This window comes from Streptomyces sp. JLBG701 (genome assembly GCF_058544905.1).
In genome coordinates this window covers 4,204,109-4,218,576 of the sequence record NZ_CM178588.1, presented here as the reverse complement: position 1 = coordinate 4,218,576, position 14,468 = coordinate 4,204,109, and the positions used below count along the sequence as shown (strand labels likewise).

General features: G+C 69.6%; 17 protein-coding genes and 1 pseudogene. 10 read left to right on the top strand and 8 right to left on the bottom strand.

Going from position 1 to position 14,468, the window contains the following annotated elements; all coding sequences use genetic code 11:
* Window positions 1–45 precede the first annotated feature (45 nt).
* Together AC5DRG_RS19315 and AC5DRG_RS19310 are read left to right on the top strand one after the other, a co-directional pair.
* Complete coding sequence (locus AC5DRG_RS19315; RefSeq protein ID WP_491811794.1) at window positions 46–861, top strand: hypothetical protein; 816 nt, start codon at window positions 46–48, stop codon at window positions 859–861.
* Between the two features lie 563 nt (window positions 862–1,424).
* The gene (locus AC5DRG_RS19310; protein WP_491811793.1) at window positions 1,425–1,961 is read left to right on the top strand and encodes a 2'-5' RNA ligase family protein; all 537 of its coding nucleotides are present in this window, start codon (window positions 1,425–1,427) and stop codon (window positions 1,959–1,961) included.
* A 9-nt stretch (window positions 1,962–1,970) separates the two neighbouring features.
* Here the strand turns inward: AC5DRG_RS19310 and AC5DRG_RS19305 are convergent, their stop codons facing one another.
* Complete coding sequence (locus tag AC5DRG_RS19305; RefSeq protein WP_491813085.1) at window positions 1,971–2,093, bottom strand: Scr1 family TA system antitoxin-like transcriptional regulator; 123 nt, start codon at window positions 2,091–2,093, stop codon at window positions 1,971–1,973.
* Between the two features lie 73 nt (window positions 2,094–2,166).
* Here AC5DRG_RS19305 and AC5DRG_RS19300 point away from each other — a divergent pair.
* Window positions 2,167–2,277: pseudogene (locus tag AC5DRG_RS19300) on the top strand (ATP-binding protein); the annotation flags it as partial.
* Here AC5DRG_RS19300 and AC5DRG_RS19295 read toward each other — a convergent pair.
* On the bottom strand, window positions 2,267–3,205 hold the full coding sequence (locus tag AC5DRG_RS19295; protein WP_491811792.1) for a LysR family transcriptional regulator: 939 nt from the start codon (window positions 3,203–3,205) through the stop codon (window positions 2,267–2,269). The pseudogene AC5DRG_RS19300 and the gene AC5DRG_RS19295 overlap by 11 nt on opposite strands.
* A gap of 51 nt (window positions 3,206–3,256) precedes the next feature.
* Here AC5DRG_RS19295 and AC5DRG_RS19290 point away from each other — a divergent pair, with 51 nt between their 5' ends.
* On the top strand, window positions 3,257–3,901 hold the full coding sequence (locus AC5DRG_RS19290; protein WP_491811791.1) for an RBBP9/YdeN family alpha/beta hydrolase: 645 nt from the start codon (window positions 3,257–3,259) through the stop codon (window positions 3,899–3,901).
* Here the strand turns inward: AC5DRG_RS19290 and AC5DRG_RS19285 are convergent, their stop codons facing one another.
* The 3 genes from AC5DRG_RS19285 to AC5DRG_RS19275 all read right to left on the bottom strand — a co-directional run bounded on the left by AC5DRG_RS19285 (window position 3,902) and on the right by AC5DRG_RS19275 (window position 6,993).
* Window positions 3,902–4,705, bottom strand: coding sequence for a sugar phosphate isomerase/epimerase family protein (locus AC5DRG_RS19285; RefSeq protein ID WP_491811790.1), 804 nt, complete (start codon window positions 4,703–4,705; stop codon window positions 3,902–3,904). It lies immediately after the preceding gene.
* A gap of 17 nt (window positions 4,706–4,722) precedes the next feature.
* Window positions 4,723–5,655, bottom strand: a complete 933-nt coding sequence (locus AC5DRG_RS19280) for a bifunctional helix-turn-helix transcriptional regulator/GNAT family N-acetyltransferase (protein WP_491811789.1) — start codon at window positions 5,653–5,655, stop codon at window positions 4,723–4,725.
* A 291-nt stretch (window positions 5,656–5,946) separates the two neighbouring features.
* Window positions 5,947–6,993, bottom strand: a complete 1,047-nt coding sequence (locus AC5DRG_RS19275; RefSeq protein ID WP_491811788.1) for a LacI family DNA-binding transcriptional regulator — start codon at window positions 6,991–6,993, stop codon at window positions 5,947–5,949.
* 262 nt (window positions 6,994–7,255) lie between these two features.
* Between AC5DRG_RS19275 and AC5DRG_RS19270 the strand changes: the two genes are divergently transcribed.
* The 3 genes from AC5DRG_RS19270 to AC5DRG_RS19260 are packed head-to-tail and all read left to right on the top strand — an operon-like array spanning window position 7,256 to window position 10,397.
* A complete protein-coding gene (locus AC5DRG_RS19270) occupies window positions 7,256–8,413 on the top strand; it encodes a Gfo/Idh/MocA family protein (RefSeq protein ID WP_491811787.1) in 1,158 nt (385 codons plus the stop codon).
* Window positions 8,410–9,561, top strand: coding sequence for a dihydrodipicolinate synthase family protein (locus AC5DRG_RS19265; protein WP_491811786.1), 1,152 nt, complete (start codon window positions 8,410–8,412; stop codon window positions 9,559–9,561). Before AC5DRG_RS19270 ends, AC5DRG_RS19265 begins: the two co-directional genes overlap by 4 nt.
* Before the next feature lie 35 nt (window positions 9,562–9,596).
* Window positions 9,597–10,397: a sugar phosphate isomerase/epimerase family protein gene (locus AC5DRG_RS19260; protein ID WP_491813084.1), complete on the top strand. Its 801-nt coding sequence runs from the start codon at window positions 9,597–9,599 to the stop codon at window positions 10,395–10,397.
* A 170-nt stretch (window positions 10,398–10,567) separates the two neighbouring features.
* Here the strand turns inward: AC5DRG_RS19260 and AC5DRG_RS19255 are convergent, their stop codons facing one another.
* The gene (locus tag AC5DRG_RS19255) at window positions 10,568–10,960 is read right to left on the bottom strand and encodes a winged helix-turn-helix transcriptional regulator (protein ID WP_491811785.1); all 393 of its coding nucleotides are present in this window, start codon (window positions 10,958–10,960) and stop codon (window positions 10,568–10,570) included.
* 97 nt (window positions 10,961–11,057) lie between these two features.
* On the opposite strand from AC5DRG_RS19255, the gene AC5DRG_RS19250 reads away from it, so the two are divergent.
* A complete protein-coding gene (locus tag AC5DRG_RS19250) occupies window positions 11,058–11,465 on the top strand; it encodes a RidA family protein (RefSeq protein ID WP_491811784.1) in 408 nt (135 codons plus the stop codon).
* 9 nt (window positions 11,466–11,474) lie between these two features.
* Here AC5DRG_RS19250 and AC5DRG_RS19245 read toward each other — a convergent pair whose 3' ends face one another.
* Window positions 11,475–11,621 carry a hypothetical protein gene (locus tag AC5DRG_RS19245; protein ID WP_491811783.1) on the bottom strand — a complete coding sequence of 49 codons (147 nt, stop codon included), beginning with the start codon at window positions 11,619–11,621 and terminating at the stop codon, window positions 11,475–11,477.
* Between the two features lie 86 nt (window positions 11,622–11,707).
* On the opposite strand from AC5DRG_RS19245, the gene AC5DRG_RS19240 reads away from it, so the two are divergent.
* Together AC5DRG_RS19240 and AC5DRG_RS19235 are read left to right on the top strand one after the other, a co-directional pair.
* A complete protein-coding gene (locus AC5DRG_RS19240; RefSeq protein ID WP_491811782.1) occupies window positions 11,708–12,265 on the top strand; it encodes a hypothetical protein in 558 nt (185 codons plus the stop codon).
* Window positions 12,262–13,089: an MOSC domain-containing protein gene (locus AC5DRG_RS19235; RefSeq protein ID WP_491811781.1), complete on the top strand. Its 828-nt coding sequence runs from the start codon at window positions 12,262–12,264 to the stop codon at window positions 13,087–13,089. Before AC5DRG_RS19240 ends, AC5DRG_RS19235 begins: the two co-directional genes overlap by 4 nt.
* Before the next feature lie 141 nt (window positions 13,090–13,230).
* Here the strand turns inward: AC5DRG_RS19235 and AC5DRG_RS19230 are convergent, their stop codons facing one another.
* Window positions 13,231–14,205 carry a helix-turn-helix domain-containing protein gene (locus AC5DRG_RS19230; RefSeq protein WP_491811780.1) on the bottom strand — a complete coding sequence of 325 codons (975 nt, stop codon included), beginning with the start codon at window positions 14,203–14,205 and terminating at the stop codon, window positions 13,231–13,233.
* Between the last annotated feature and the right edge of the window lie 263 nt (window positions 14,206–14,468).

The following is a 14,468-nucleotide window of genomic DNA, read 5'->3' as shown; positions in this document are numbered from 1 at the left end:
AGCGGGCAGTGGAGGGAAGCGCAACGTCGTCTTTGAGGAGCTGCCGTGTTCGACGAGGAAGATGATGAGCTACGGGACCTGAGGAATCGCCTGACCGACGTCCTCACCGACCTCCCACAACGCCAGGCCTTCTTCGCCGACCAACTGCTCTACGAAGTGGAGGGCAGCGACAGGGAGTTGGCCTACCGGGCGATGAAGGACATGGAGAGGACGGGCGTACTCGTCCCGACCAACTCCACCAACTCCACCAACTTCTCGGACCGCGACCCAGCCTTCGGCCGGAGAGAGTTCCAGGTCGACGCCGAGGCCCTGAATCGTTACAAGGCCTGGCTGGAGCCGGCGCCGGCCTACGAGGCGTCCTCCAACGACACGCTCTTGCTCGCATCGCCTGGGGCCCAAGCCCAAGGGCAGGGTCAACGGGAAGGGCATGGCCAAGACCAAGACCAGGACCAAGGTCCTGCCCTGAGCCAGAACTTCGCCAAAGTCCTCAGCGAAGTCTCCCAGCGACGGCCCTTCTTCCCCGACCAGCTCCTCTACGAGCTGGAGGGCAGCGACGGTATCGACAGGCAACAGGCACACAAGGTCATGGAACAGATGGCCAGAGCGGGCGTCCTGGTCCCGGCCAACCCCGCGGACCGCGACCGCCCTTTCGCCGAGAGACAGTTCTACGTCAACCACCAGGCCCTGCAACGCCATACGGGCGCCGGAGACCAGTACTCCGTGGCTTCAGCGGCCGCGCTCCGGTCGCCGGGCGCCACGAGGGTACGTCCGCCGCAGCCGCTGAGCCCTAACAAGCCGCCCACCCTCAACAGCCGCCCCCTCACTTCCCCCGGACAGGGAACGGGGCAGGCCCGCCGCTGAAACGGAGTTCATCGGCACCGTCGGGGCCACTCGCTTCTTTGCCAGTGTCGTGCTTCCACGGCCCGCATCAAGGGCGCTCCCTACGGTCGCGTCGGCTACGCCGGTGGCCCTGCGGGCCACCCTTGACCCGGTCCGCTCCAGCACGGGTGAGAAGCGAGCGAGCGGCCGGGAAAGCGGGGGTCCCGGGTGGGTTGGCGGCAGCCGTGGGCTGGGCTGCGGGCCGGGGGTGGCGGGCGCGCTCGCGCCTCGCCTGCATGCCGGATCGGCTTAGCGGCGAGCGGCTGGTGGGGAGTGGGGGTGCGTGCTGGGTTCGGTGGCGGCATGCGAGGGGGGCGGCTTGGAGGCTTCCGCCGCCTTCGGATCTGCTGGGGTCGGCACGACGCGCGACGACATCCACGAAGTGAACGAAGCCTTCCTCGGCCTCGCCACCTGCGTCATGACCCACCGACACCAAAGTGGGCAGCCAGCTGACAACTTGAGCCGGCCCCGGTCGTCAGCTTGGGTTTGATCGCTCGCTGCGATATTCGGTCGCTGTCTTCTGGGCCCGCTGATAGACATGGGCGATGGCGGGTGACGATTCCAGCGGATCTCAAGCAGGGCAGTCGGGACTGATCGTGAGGGTTCCTGAGGCGGAACCTGCTGTTCGATCGTGGCGGGACCGGCTGGACTTCTCCGCCCGTGTCGGTGTTCCGGCGCATGTCACCGTGCTCTTCCCGTTTCTCGACGAGAGCCGCATCGACAGTGACACCTGTGCTGCCATCGGTGAGGTGATCGGGCGGCACAGGTCCTTCGAGGCCCGGTTCGAGCACTGCGGGCGGTTCCCAGGGGTCCTATATCTCGTCCCCGAGCCGGACACATCGTTTCGCCGGCTCACGGAGGCGATCGCAGATCGGTGGCCGGAGACCCCGCCGTTCGGAGGGCAGTTCGACGACATCGTCCCGCATCTGACCATCGCCCAGGGTCAACACGATGCCGTCCTGGACGAAGCCGAGTCCGACCTTCGCGGCCGGCTTCCCATCACTGCCCACGTATCGGCGGTCGATCTCATGGTCCATGACGGATCGCGTTGGCAACAGCGGTCGTCGTTCGCGCTCAGTTGAAAGCGTCTGTCATGCAGTCCGCCCGGCAGCTGGCGGCCTCGTAGCGTACGGGAATGCGCACTTGAGCAGTGCGCGGATGTACGCCTCTGTCTGTAGCAGCCCGTGTACCAGCTGAGTGCTGTACGACGACACACTCAGCGCCTCCTGCTCCAGCCGAACGAACCCCTGGAAGTACTCGGGATACCGCTCCAACCGCAAATACTTGGACGCCACTTCAGGCCGAGGGCTCCTCCTCGTCGAGGCACTCTCCGACGCCTGGGAGGTCCGGGGCCGCGAGTTCGGCAAGACCGTGTGGGCCCGCGTCGTCAGAGGCTGACCAACTCGCCGGCGGACAGCCGAAGTTGCTCCCGCACCACCCCCAACACCGGATCCCCCTCCGCCCCCGCCCGTACGGCCGCGAAGACGTTCCGCGACGGCGGCACCCCCTCCGTCGACAGCAGAGCGAGCCGCCGATGGGCGTACAGCGGCTGCACCAACCGCGGAATCAACGCCACTCCCTGCCCCGCCTCGACGAGCGCCGCCAACGCCCCCCAGTCGTTCACGGCATGCCGAATATCCGGCGTGAAACCGGCCGCCGCGCACACGGAACGCGCCACCGCACCACAACAACTCCGCGCGTCACCGACGATCCACGCGTCCGTGGCCAGGTCACGCAACGCCACCAAGCCACGCCCGGCAAGGCGATGGTCGGCCGGAACCGCGACATCGAGAACATCGGTGAACAGGTCGAGGCGGCTGTAGCGGCGGTCGGTATGCGGCGGCGCGGCGGCGAAGTCCACGGCGACGGCCAGGTCGACGTGCCCCGAGTCGAGCGCGGTGAAGAGGTCCGGCGGCTCGGCCTCGACCACGTCGATACGGACATGAGGCAGCCGATCACCCAGCGCGCTCAACGCCCCCGGGAGCAGCCCCAGGATCCCGCTGGAGAAGCACCCGATGGTCACCGACCCCCGCCCGCCCTCCCCGTACGCCGCCAAGTCGGCCCGCGCCCGCTCCAGTTGGGCCGCGATCAGATCGGCGTGGGTGAGCAGGAGCCGCGCCTGCCCGGTCAGCCGTACGCCCCGCCCGTCCCGCTCGGTCAGTGGCGCGCCCACCTCTCGGGCGAGGGCAGCGATCTGCTGGGAGACGGCGGAAGGGGTCAGATGGAGCGCCTCCGCCGTCCTCGCCAAACTGCCCCGCCGCTGAAGCTCCCGCAGAACGGCCAGTCGACGCAGGTCGACAGTGAAGGAATCGCTTACCTGTTCCACCGTGAAAGATTAACTGGACCGAACGCCCGCCGACCGGAAACCATCGAACCCATGACCACCACGACCACCACGACCAAGACGACCACCACGACCAAGACGACCACCACGCGCGCCTTCCTCATCCTCCACGGCTGGCAGAACCACCGCCCCAAGAACCACTGGCAACACTGGCTGGCCGACCGCCTCACCGAACTCGGCCACCACGTCACCTACCCGCAGTTGCCCGACCCCGACGACCCCACCCTGGAGGTATGGCTGGACGAACTGGCCCGCCACCTCGCCGACCTGCCCGACGCCTCAAAGAGGGTCGTACTCGCCCACAGCGCCTCAGCCGTGCTGTGGCTGCACGCAGCCGCCCGGAGGATGCCCGGACTCGGCGACGTGGACCGCGTCCTCCTCGTAGCCCCGCCCTCCGCCTCCGTACTCCGACAGCACCCGGAGATCGCCGAATTCGCCCCGCCCGTCCCGGAGTTCACCCTGCCCGGCCCCACCCGTCTCGTCGCGGGCGACGACGACCCGTACTGCCCGGAAGGCGCCGAAACCGTCTTCGGCACCCCCCTCGGCATCCCCACCGACCTCATCCCCGGCGCCGCACACCTCGACCTGGACGCGGGCTACGGCTCATGGCCCGCCGTACTGGCCTGGTGCCTGGACGAGACAGGATCCACGAAGCTCACGGCCAGGGAGGATGAATAGTCACGCCGACTCATTGAGCAGCCGCGCCAGATGATCCCGCCCGGCGCCCAGCAGCCCCGCCAGCGGCGCAGCCCCCTCGTACCACCGCTTCTCGTACTCCCAACACAGCCAGCCGTCCCAGCCGTGTCGCGAGAGGACCTCGACGCACTCGGTGAGGGGGAGGACGCCGGTGCCCAGTGGCAGCGGAGTCGTGTCGGTGGCGGAGGCGATGTCCTTGACCTGGACGTAGCCGAGGTAGGGGGAGAGGGCGGCGTAGGTCTCGGAGGGCTGTTCGCCGCCGAGCCAGGTGTGCATGACGTCCCAGAGCGAGCCGACCTGGCGGTGGCCGACCAGGCCCAGGACACGGATCGCGGCGGCGCCGGTGCGGTGGGAGTCGTGGGTTTCGAGCAGGATGCGTACGCCAAGGTCGGCGGCGTATTCCGCGGCGGTGCCCAGGCGCCGGGCGGCCGTCGCGTCGGCCTCCGCCGAACTCTGCAACTTCGGGTCGGCGCCCGGGAAGACCCGTACGAAGGGCGCGCCCAGGTCGCGGGCGAGGCCGAGGAGGTCACGGATCTCCTCGATCACCGGCTCGTCCTCGCCAGGTGCCGCCACGCGCGCGTACCCGGCCACGCCCAGGATCTCCACGCCCGCTGCCTTGAACTCGGCTGCCACGTCGGTCCGTTCGGGCTGGCTGAGGCCGGGGTGCACCGGCTCCTCCGGGTGAGCGCGCAGCTCTACGCCGTGGTAGCCGTGGGTGGTCGCGAGGTGCAGTACGTCCGTGATGGGCAGACCTGGGACGCCTAGGGTGGAGAACGCCAGTTTCATGTGCCGGACCCTACTCGTTACTCCACGGTCCCGTGCAGGTCCAGACGCCAGTCCTGGCCCACCAGATCCTTGCCGAAGGAGCGGTGCGGTTTCTCGGCGACGAGGACGAAACCGTGGCGCTGGTAGATGCGGCGGGCGGCGGCGAGGACGTCGTTCGTCCAGAGGACGAGCTCGCGGTAGCCGACGCCGCGCGCGAAGTCGATGACGGCCGTGACGAGCCGGTCGCCGATGCCGAGGCCGCGCGCGTCCGGTTCGGTGAGCAGCAGTCGCAGCCGGGCCGCGCCCGGGGCCTCGTCCCGTACGCACATCACGCAGCCGACCGCCCGCCCGTCCAGCTCGGCGATCCACACCCGTTCCAGGTGGGGATCGTGATCCTCCGCGAAGTCGGCGACGATCCGGGCCACCAGCCCCTCGTAGTCGGTGTTCCAGCCGTACTCGGCCGCGTACAGCGCGGCATTGCGCTGAACGATCCAGCCGAGGTCGCCGGGGCCCGGTTCGCGCAGGACGACGTCCTCGGGGCGGGGTGCGCGGCCGTCGGAGAGGATCGTGCGCACTGTGCGCATCGCCTCGGAAAGACGGGGGCGGTCGGCCGGCGGCACGGACGCGAGCAGCGAGCCGACTGCCTCGGTCGCCCGCTCGGCCAGCAGATCGGCGGTCTCGCGCCCGCGAGGCGTGAGCGTGACCCGCCGCCGGCGTGGGTCCTGCCGGGACGGGGCCCGCTCGACCAGCCCGTCCTGCTCGAACTTGTTGAGGATCCGGCTCAAGTAACCAGCGTCCAGGGAGAGTTCGGCACGGAGATCGGCCGCGTCCGTACGAGGGGAGTGCGCGAGTTCGTACAGGACGCGGGACTCGGTGAGGGTGTAGGGGGCGTAGAGGTGGCGGCTGTAGTCGAGGGCGCCGATGACGTTCGTATAGAAGCGGTTGAAGGCGCGGATGTCCTGGACGGTCATGATCGTCGACCCCCGGATGGTTGACTCAGTCAGAGATACCGTCGGGTCCGAGCGTAGGACGCCGGGGTCCGACCCGTCCATGCCCGTGCCGCATTCCTCTGGGGCTACGCCTCGGTGACCAACTTGAGCCGTCTGGGGGGCCGTGCCTTGACGTCGCCGGTCCTGGCGCACCTCTCAAACGCCGGTCCAGGCAATCTCAGCCCGTCCGGCGTTTGAGGACGAGGCCGTTAAGGCCGAAGGGGGTCCGGGGGCGCAGCCCCCAGGGACGCGCACCCCCACCCACCCGCAGGCTCAACCCCGCGGCACCCCAGAAGACCCCCGAACCATCAACTCCCCCCGAACCGTAGCGATCCCCCCAGGCGGCGGCTCCTCCCGCCCCATCGCGATCCGCCCGGCCCGCGCCCCCGCCTCCGCCAACGGCAACCGCACGGTCGTAAGGGCAGGCACCGCATCGATACTGAACGGCAGATCATCGAACCCGGCCACCGAAACGTCCTCCGGAATCCGCAGCCCAGAGTCCCGCAGGGCCGCACACGCCCCCAGCGCGACGGAGTCGTTCGCGGCGACGACAGCCGTCAACGACGGATCCCGCCGCAGCAGCTCAAGCGTGGCCTCGTACCCCGACCGCCGGTCGTACCGCCCGTACACACTCCACCGCGGATCCTCGACGATCCCGTGCGCCTCAAGCGCCGCCCGGTGCCCCTCCAACCGGTGCCGAGTGGTCGTACGCTCCTCAGGCCCCGCGATGTACCCGAGCCGCCGATGCCCGAGCCCGATCAGGTGCTCGGTGAGTTCGCGACCGCCCCCGCGGTTGTCGAAGGTCAGCGCGATCGCCCCGGTCTCCGGCGCCGGAGGCCGCCCGCACAGCACGATCCGTGTCCCCGCGTCCGCCAGTTTCCGCAGCTTCGCGGACATCGCGGCCCGGTGCGGCGCGTCCTCCACCGCACCCCCGGTCAGCACGACGGCGGCGGCCCGCTGCCGCTGCAGCAGGGTCAGATACGTCAGCTCGCGCTCCGGGGAGCCCCCGGTGTTGCAGACCACGCCCAGCCGTTCGCCGCCCGCGCGTCCGCCCGGCCCGCCGATCTCGGACTGGATCGCGCCGGCCATGATCCCGAAGAAGGGGTCGGCGATGTCGTTCACCAGGATGCCGACGAGGTCGGACGTGGCGGCGGCGAGGGAGCTCGCCGGCCCGTTCAGTACGTAGTCCAGCTCGTCCACCGCCCGCAGCACCCGCTCACGGGTGGAGGCGGCCACGGGATAGTTCCCGTTCAGTACGCGCGACACAGTCGCGGGCGAGACCTGGGCGCGTGCCGCCACGTCCGCCAGGGTCACCGTCATGTCGTCGTCCTCCGGTCGCGCATATCGTCGTATCCCCCATAGAGACCCTGACCCATGTCATGCCGGTGCAGACCATACGGCCACCGACCCCCGTCGTTCGCCCCCTCGAACAACTCGACCTCATCACGGTCTTGTCCAGACCCCTGGTCAGAGGCTAGCTTCTCATGAGACATAGAAAGCGCTTGCTGTAACGCTCATCAGTAGGGCGTGCGCGGCGCGCACAACCGCGTACAACGCGTACGACACCTACGAAGGGAACGCCGTGACACGCAAGACGGTGCGTATCGCCATGAATGGTGTGACCGGGCGCATGGGCTACCGCCAGCACCTGGTCCGCTCCATCCTGGCCCTCCGCGAACAGGGCGGCCTCGACCTCGGCGACGGCACCGTGCTGTGGCCGGAGCCGATCCTGCTCGGCCGCCGCGAGCACGCGCTCAGGGCGCTCGCCGACCAGCACGGCCTGGACCCGCAGAACATCTCCACGGACGTCGACGCGGTCCTCGCCGACCCGACCGTCGACATCTACTTCGACGCGCAGGTGACCTCGGCCCGAGAGGAGGCGATCAAGAAGGCGATCGCGGCGGGCAAGCACATCTACACGGAGAAGCCGACCGCCACCGGCCTCGAAGGCGCCCTCGACCTGGCCCGGCTCGCGGCGGCGAAGGGCATCAAGCACGGCGTCGTCCAGGACAAGCTGTTCCTCCCCGGCCTGCTGAAGCTCAAGCGCCTCATCGACGGCGGCTTCTTCGGCCGCATCCTGTCCATCCGCGGCGAGTTCGGCTACTGGGTGTTCGAGGGCGACTGGCAGGCGGCCCAGCGCCCGTCCTGGAACTACCGTTCCGAGGACGGCGGCGGCATCGTCGTCGACATGTTCCCGCACTGGGAGTACGTCCTGCACGAGCTCTTCGGCCGCGTGAAGTCCGTCCAGGCCATCACGGCCACCCACATCCCGCAGCGCTGGGACGAGAACGACAAGCCGTACGACGCGACGGCCGACGACGCCGCCTACGGCATCTTCGAACTCGACGGCGGCGCCATCGCCCAGATCAACTCCTCCTGGGCCGTACGCGTCAACCGCGACGAACTCGTCGAGTTCCAGGTCGACGGCACGGAGGGCTCGGCGGTCGCCGGGCTGCGCAACTGCCGTGTCCAGCACCGCAGTCTCACCCCCAAGCCCGTCTGGAACCCGGACATCCCGGCCACCTACTCCTTCCGCGACCAGTGGCAGGAAGTCCCCGACAACGACGAGTTCGACAACGGCTTCAAGGCACAGTGGGAGCTGTTCCTGCGCCACGTCTACGCCGACGCCCCCTACCACTGGGACCTCCTCGCCGGCGCCCGCGGCGTCCAGCTCGCCGAACTGGGCCTGAAGTCCTCGGCCGAGGGTCGCCGCCTCGACGTACCGGAGGTCTCCCTGTGACCATCCAACTCCCGGACGGCAAGGGCGGCTTGCGGGCGTACGAGCCCCGCGCCGAACCCCTCGCCGTCACCTCCGGCACCCCCTTCACCTCTCGTACGGTCTTCTCGGCGGCCCATGTCGTCGCCGACCCGTTCGCGGACGTCTCCCCCGACTCGCCCGCCGCCGTCGACTGGGACGCCACCCTCGCCTTCCGCCGCCACCTGTGGTCCCACGGGCTCGGCGTCGCCGAGGCCATGGACACCGCCCAGCGCGGCATGGGCCTGGACTGGGCGGGCGCGGCCGAGCTGATCCGCCGTAGCGCCGCCGAGGCGAAGGCGGTCGGCGGCCTCATCGCCTGCGGAGTCGGCACCGACCAGATCGCCGCGGGCACGCTCGCCGAGGTCCGCGCGGCCTACGAGGAGCAGCTCGCGCTGGTCGAGGAGTCGGGCGCGCAGGCGATCCTGATGGCCTCACGGGCGCTGGCCGCTGCGGCATCCGGCCCCGAGGACTACCTGGAGGTCTACGGCCACCTCCTGCGCCAGGCCACCGAGCCGGTCATCCTGCACTGGCTGGGCCCGATGTTCGACCCGGCGCTTGAGGGCTACTGGGGTTCGTCCGACCTCGACGCGGCCACCGACACCTTCCTCGAAGTCATCGCCGCGCACCCGGACAAGGTCGACGGCATCAAGGTCTCCCTCCTGGACGCCCGGCGCGAGATCGACATCCGCCGCCGGCTCCCGCAGGGCGTCCGCTGCTACACGGGCGACGACTTCAACTACCCCGAGCTGATCGCCGGCGACGAGCAGGGCTTCAGCCACGCCCTCCTCGGCATCTTCGACCCGCTGGGCCCGCTGGCGGCTCAGGCGGTACGCGTCCTCGACACGGGCGACACCGCCGGCTTCCGCGAACTCCTCGACCCCACCGTCGAGTTGTCCCGCCACCTCTTCCAGACCCCGACCCGCTTCTACAAGACGGGCGTGGTCTTCCTGGCCTGGCTGGCCGGCCACCAGTCGCACTTCACGATGGTCGGCGGCCTCCAGTCGGCCCGCTCCCTCCCGCACTTCACCCGCGCCTACGAACTCGCCGACGGCCTGGGCCTGTTCCCGGACCCGAAGCTGGCGGAGGAACGGATGAAGAACCTGCTGAGCCTGTACGGAGTGAACCAGTGAGCGCCGCCGACCTGTCCCGCTTCTCGATCAACCAGATGACGGTCAAGCAGCTGTCGATGCCTGAACTGGTCGACGCCTGCCTGGAGTTGGGCGTTCCGGGCGTCGGCCTGTGGCGCGAGCCCGTCCAGGTGTACGGCCTGGAGGAGACGGCCAAGCTGGTCCGTGACGCGGGGCTGACCGTCACCACCCTGTGCCGTGGCGGCTTCTTCACGGCGATCGACCCGGGGGAGCGGGCGGCGGCCCTGGACGACAACCGCCGCGCGGTCGACGAGGCGGCGACGCTGGGCACGGACACCCTGGTCCTGGTCTCGGGCGGACTGCCCGCAGGCTCGAAGGACCTGCACGGCGCGCGGGAGCGGATCGCGGACGCGCTGGGGGAGCTGGGCCCGTATGCCCAGCAGCACGGCGTCCGGCTGGCCATCGAGCCGCTCCACCCCATGTTCGCCTCCGACCGCTGTGTGGTCTCCACCCTCACCCAGGCCCTTGACCTCGCGGAACGCTTCCCCGCACACCAGGTCGGCGTCACGGTGGACACGTACCACATCTGGTGGGACGACAACGCGCCCGCCCAGATCGCCCGCGCGGGCGCCGGCGGCCGCATCCACACCTTCCAACTCGCCGACTGGACGACCCCGTTGCCGGAGGGCGTCCTGAACGGCCGAGGCCAGATCGGCGACGGCTCGATCGACATGCGGGAGTGGAAGGGCTACGTGGAAGCGGCCGGGTACACGGGCGCCATCGAGGTCGAGCTGTTCAACGACGCGCTGTGGGCGAGGGACGGGCGCGAGGTGCTGGCGGAGACGGCCGCGAGGTTCGTGGAACACGTGATCCGGTAACCAGGGGTCAGGAAAAAGGCCGGGCTGTCTGCCCCGCATCGGAGAGTTGTCCGGTGCGGGGCAGTTTCATGTCGGGAGTTCAGGATCAAGGCGAGCGCCACCAAGGGAGGGCCGCGAGGTCCTGCGCGTCAAGTCCGGCAAGACGGTCTCCAAGGCCGCGGCCGTCACCGTCAGTTGAGACTGGTGTCGAAGCGGTCGCGGGCGGTTTCGATGTGGCCGATGTAGCGGTGGGTCCAGTCGCACATGGCGTCGACCGTCGCTCGCAGGGCTCGGCCCGGTTCCGTGAGGGTGTACTCGACCCGGGGCGGCACGGTGGGGTGCACGCACCGCTCGACCAGGCCGTTGCGCTCCAGCATGCGTAGGTTCTGGGTGAGCATCTTGTGGCTGATGCCCTCGATCTCGTTGCGCAGTTCGGTGAAGCGCAGGGTGCGGTCACCCACGGCTTCGATGATGAGAAGCGCCCACTTGTTGGCGACGTCGGAGAAGATCTCCCGCGCCAGTGAGTCCGCGCGCCTCAGATCCGCCTCGTCCTTCGGCGAGCCACTGAGCTGCTTGGTTCCCATGAGGTTCCCCAGTCACCGAAAAGTGCGTTCTTCCATGTCAGCGGCCACTCTCCTACGGTTCCTGAGTAACCACAAGAGACCGCGGAAGGCGGACAGCATGGCCATCACCCTGATGAACCCCAGCGGATTGCCCGAGATCGACGTCTACCGGCAGGTGTCGATCGCGACCGGTTCGAGGCTGATCTACATCGCCGGCCAGGTCGCCTGGGACGCCAAGGGCGTCACGATCGGCGAAGGCGACCTCGCCGCCCAGGTCGAGCAGTGCTACGTCAACATCGCCACCGCCCTCGCCGAGGCCGGCGCCTCCTTCGACGACGTAGCGAAACTGACGGTCTACGTCGTCGACTGGACCCCCGACAAGATGCCCCAGCTCCTGGACGGCATCTCCAGGGCGGCAGCGAAACTGGGCACCACCCCGGTCCCACCGGTCTCGCTGCTGGGAGTGGCGGCACTGGACATCCCCGACCACCTGGTCGAGATCGAGGCGACCGCGATCCTCGACTGAACAGAGGGTCTACGGCTCTGCGGCTGCCAGCACCGTCGAATCGATCCACACCATGTCCTCGCCGTCGGGCTCTCGCCCGTAGAGGCTGTGGGGATACGGCATGGCCATGAACTCACCCCACCCCCACGCGAGTTGCTCCGACCCCGATTCGCTCATGCCGGCGAGCATGCCTCACGAGCAGGCTTCCTCGCCTCGCCGAAAACCAGGTCTCGACCATGTAGGACACGTGATCCAATGACCATGTGACCGACAAGAGGGCTTCGTTGGGGCCGTTGAACCTGGTCGACGGGCGTTGGGTGATGGGGGATGCTCGGCGTGTGGGCGGGGAGTGGGTGGAGTTTCGCGCGGACGGGCTGTATCGGCATGCGCGAGAGTCCGAGGGGGAGTTGGTTCCCTGGTCACGGGTCATGGACCACATGCACTTCACGCTGGGCGGCAAGTACCCGTCGAGGGGCTTCTCCCTCACCTTGAGAGGGATGCTCGGTGGGCTGCCGGGGCCCTGGAAGGGGCGGTTCGGTGGGTATCTGCACATGACGACGCGCCACTCGTACGGACCGCTGGTGATCCGCTTCGACCGTGAGCCCCGCTGGTACCACGGTGCCGAACTCGTACTCCTCACCGAGTTGTTGAGCCAGATGCTCGCTGCGGGCGAGGCACACCGGCTGGGTGACCCGGACTGGCTGGCGCGCGTCGTCGCTCGACTGGCGCCTCAGACGCCCTGGACGGCGGGCAGCCTGCGCAGGGCGGTGACGCAGGCCCGGGAGGGCGAGCCGCCCGTGGCCGGGGACGTGGCGAGTTGACCCGCGTATCGGTCGCCGCGCTGTGGCGCTACCCGGTGAAGTCGATGCTCGGCGAGCGGCTTCCCGCGGCCGAGGTGACCGGGCGGGGTCTGGCGGGCGACCGTCAACTCGCCCTGCTGGACCGGGAGTCGGGGAAGATCGCGAGCGCCAAGAACCCGCGGCTGTGGCGGGCCCTGCTGACCTGCGCCGCCGCCCGCGTCGAAGCGGCGACGCGGATCACCGGTCCCGACGGCAAGGTCCTGTGGAGCGGCGACGCGGGCATCGATGACGCGCTCTCCGTGATCGTCGGCCGTGCGGTCGCGCTCATCGACGTACCGCCGTCGGAGGGGGAGTTGGACCGCTCGCGGCCGGAGGAGGTGCTGCGGGCGGGGGTGGACGCCGAAGTGGGCGCCGACGTCGTGCGGTTCGGGTCGGCGTCACCGCCGGGGACCTTCTTCGACTTCGCGCCGGTCCATCTGATCAGCACCTCGACACTGCGCCGGCTGGCCGAGCTGCACCCGGGTGGCGTGGCCGAGGTGAGGCGCTACCGGCCCAACATCGTCATCGACACGCCGGGTTCGGGTTTCGTCGACCACGACTGGATCGGCCGCGAGGTGACGATCGGCGACCACCTCACCCTCCGCGTGATCGCCTCGACCCCCCGCTGCGCGATCCCGACCCTGCCCCACGGCGACCTGCCACGCGACCCCGACGCCCTACGCACCCTGGCCCACCACAACCGCGTCCCCGCCTTACCGGGCCGCGCCCCGGAACCGTGCGCCGGGGTCTACGCCCAGGTGGTGCGGGGCGGCCGGGTCGCAGAGGGTGACACCGTCCGCCTCTGACCACTGGGGCACTCGCCGGGGCATTCGACGCCGTCCCCGTCCCCCGATCGGGAACGACGTGCGAGAACCGCCTGATCAGGATGCGGTGTCAGCCCTGGGACTGTCGTTACCGGTGAGTCCACAGCTGTGTTGGCCCTGCGTCTACTCCCGCCCCCGGTACTCCTTGGGCGACACCCCGTACGCCGTACGGAAGGCGCGGGTGAAGTCGGAGGCGCGCGGCAGGCCCCAGCGGGCGGCGATGGCGCGTATCGGGGTGGTGCGCAGGGCGGGGTCGGCCAGGTCGCGGCGGGCGCCCTCCAGGCGCTGGCGGCGGATCCAGGCCGCGACCGTCTCGCCCTGGGCGTCCTCCTGGAACAGTCGGTGCAGATAGCTGACGGAGATGTGGTGGGCGGCGGCGATCACTGGAGGCGTCAGGTCCGGGTCGTGGAGGTTCTGCCGGATGAACGCCCGGATACGCGCGAGCATGGCCCGGTGCCGTGTCTCCGGCGGCAGGGCGGCCTCCGCCTCCAGCACCTGGGCGAACCAGGCCGCCAACAGGTCGATCAGGACCGTACCGAGCCGCGGCGCGTCGGACGGCTGGAGGAACTCGGCCTCCCGGTCCAGGCCGGCGAGAAAGCCCGCCAGCAGGGCACCCATGCCCTCCCGCCCCGACAGGCGTCTGCCCAGCAGCGGCCGGATCCGGTCCGGTGAGATGGGCAGCAGAGCCTTGGGGAAGTCCACCCCCACCCCCGTGACCACGTGGCGCTCCCCGTCGGCCGGTGGCACCACCTCGTACGGCCGTGAGGTGTCGGTCAGCCACAGATCGCGCGGTCCGTAGAAGTCGGCCCGCCCGACGTGGTCGAGCCCCAGCCCGCCGCCGAGCACCAGCGACAGGTGGTACGCCTCGGGGTCGCACAGCCGCACCAGTCTCTCGGAGCGCACGAACCGCGCCGGCAGCAACGACGTGGGCCACACCATCACCGGCCCCAACTCCATCAGCCGCTGCTCCGCCCAGAAATCGTGGGCGTACTCACTGCTGATGTCGCTGGGCGCGATCGCCCGATGGACCAGCTCCCGCCAGTAGTCGAACCTGTCCTCCACAGGCACGTCGTCACTTCGGAACACTGTTCCGATCATCCGCCCCGGCCTCCCCAACTTCCCTGTGTTCCCCCTGAGTCACGGGACATTTTCCCCCAGAGGCCCCCGGAAGCCCGCGGAAAAAAATCCTGGAAGTCCGTGCAACCCTTCCCGTACCTCGCGGGTCGTACTTGGCATCAGGACTTCTGGAGGGGGATCTGGGGGGATCGCGGGGGTTCTGATGTGGAGGGGAAACCTTGAGGGGGTCCGGTCTCAGACCGGGCCCCCTCGAAGCTGTCACAGGCTTCCTGGAAGCCTTCGCG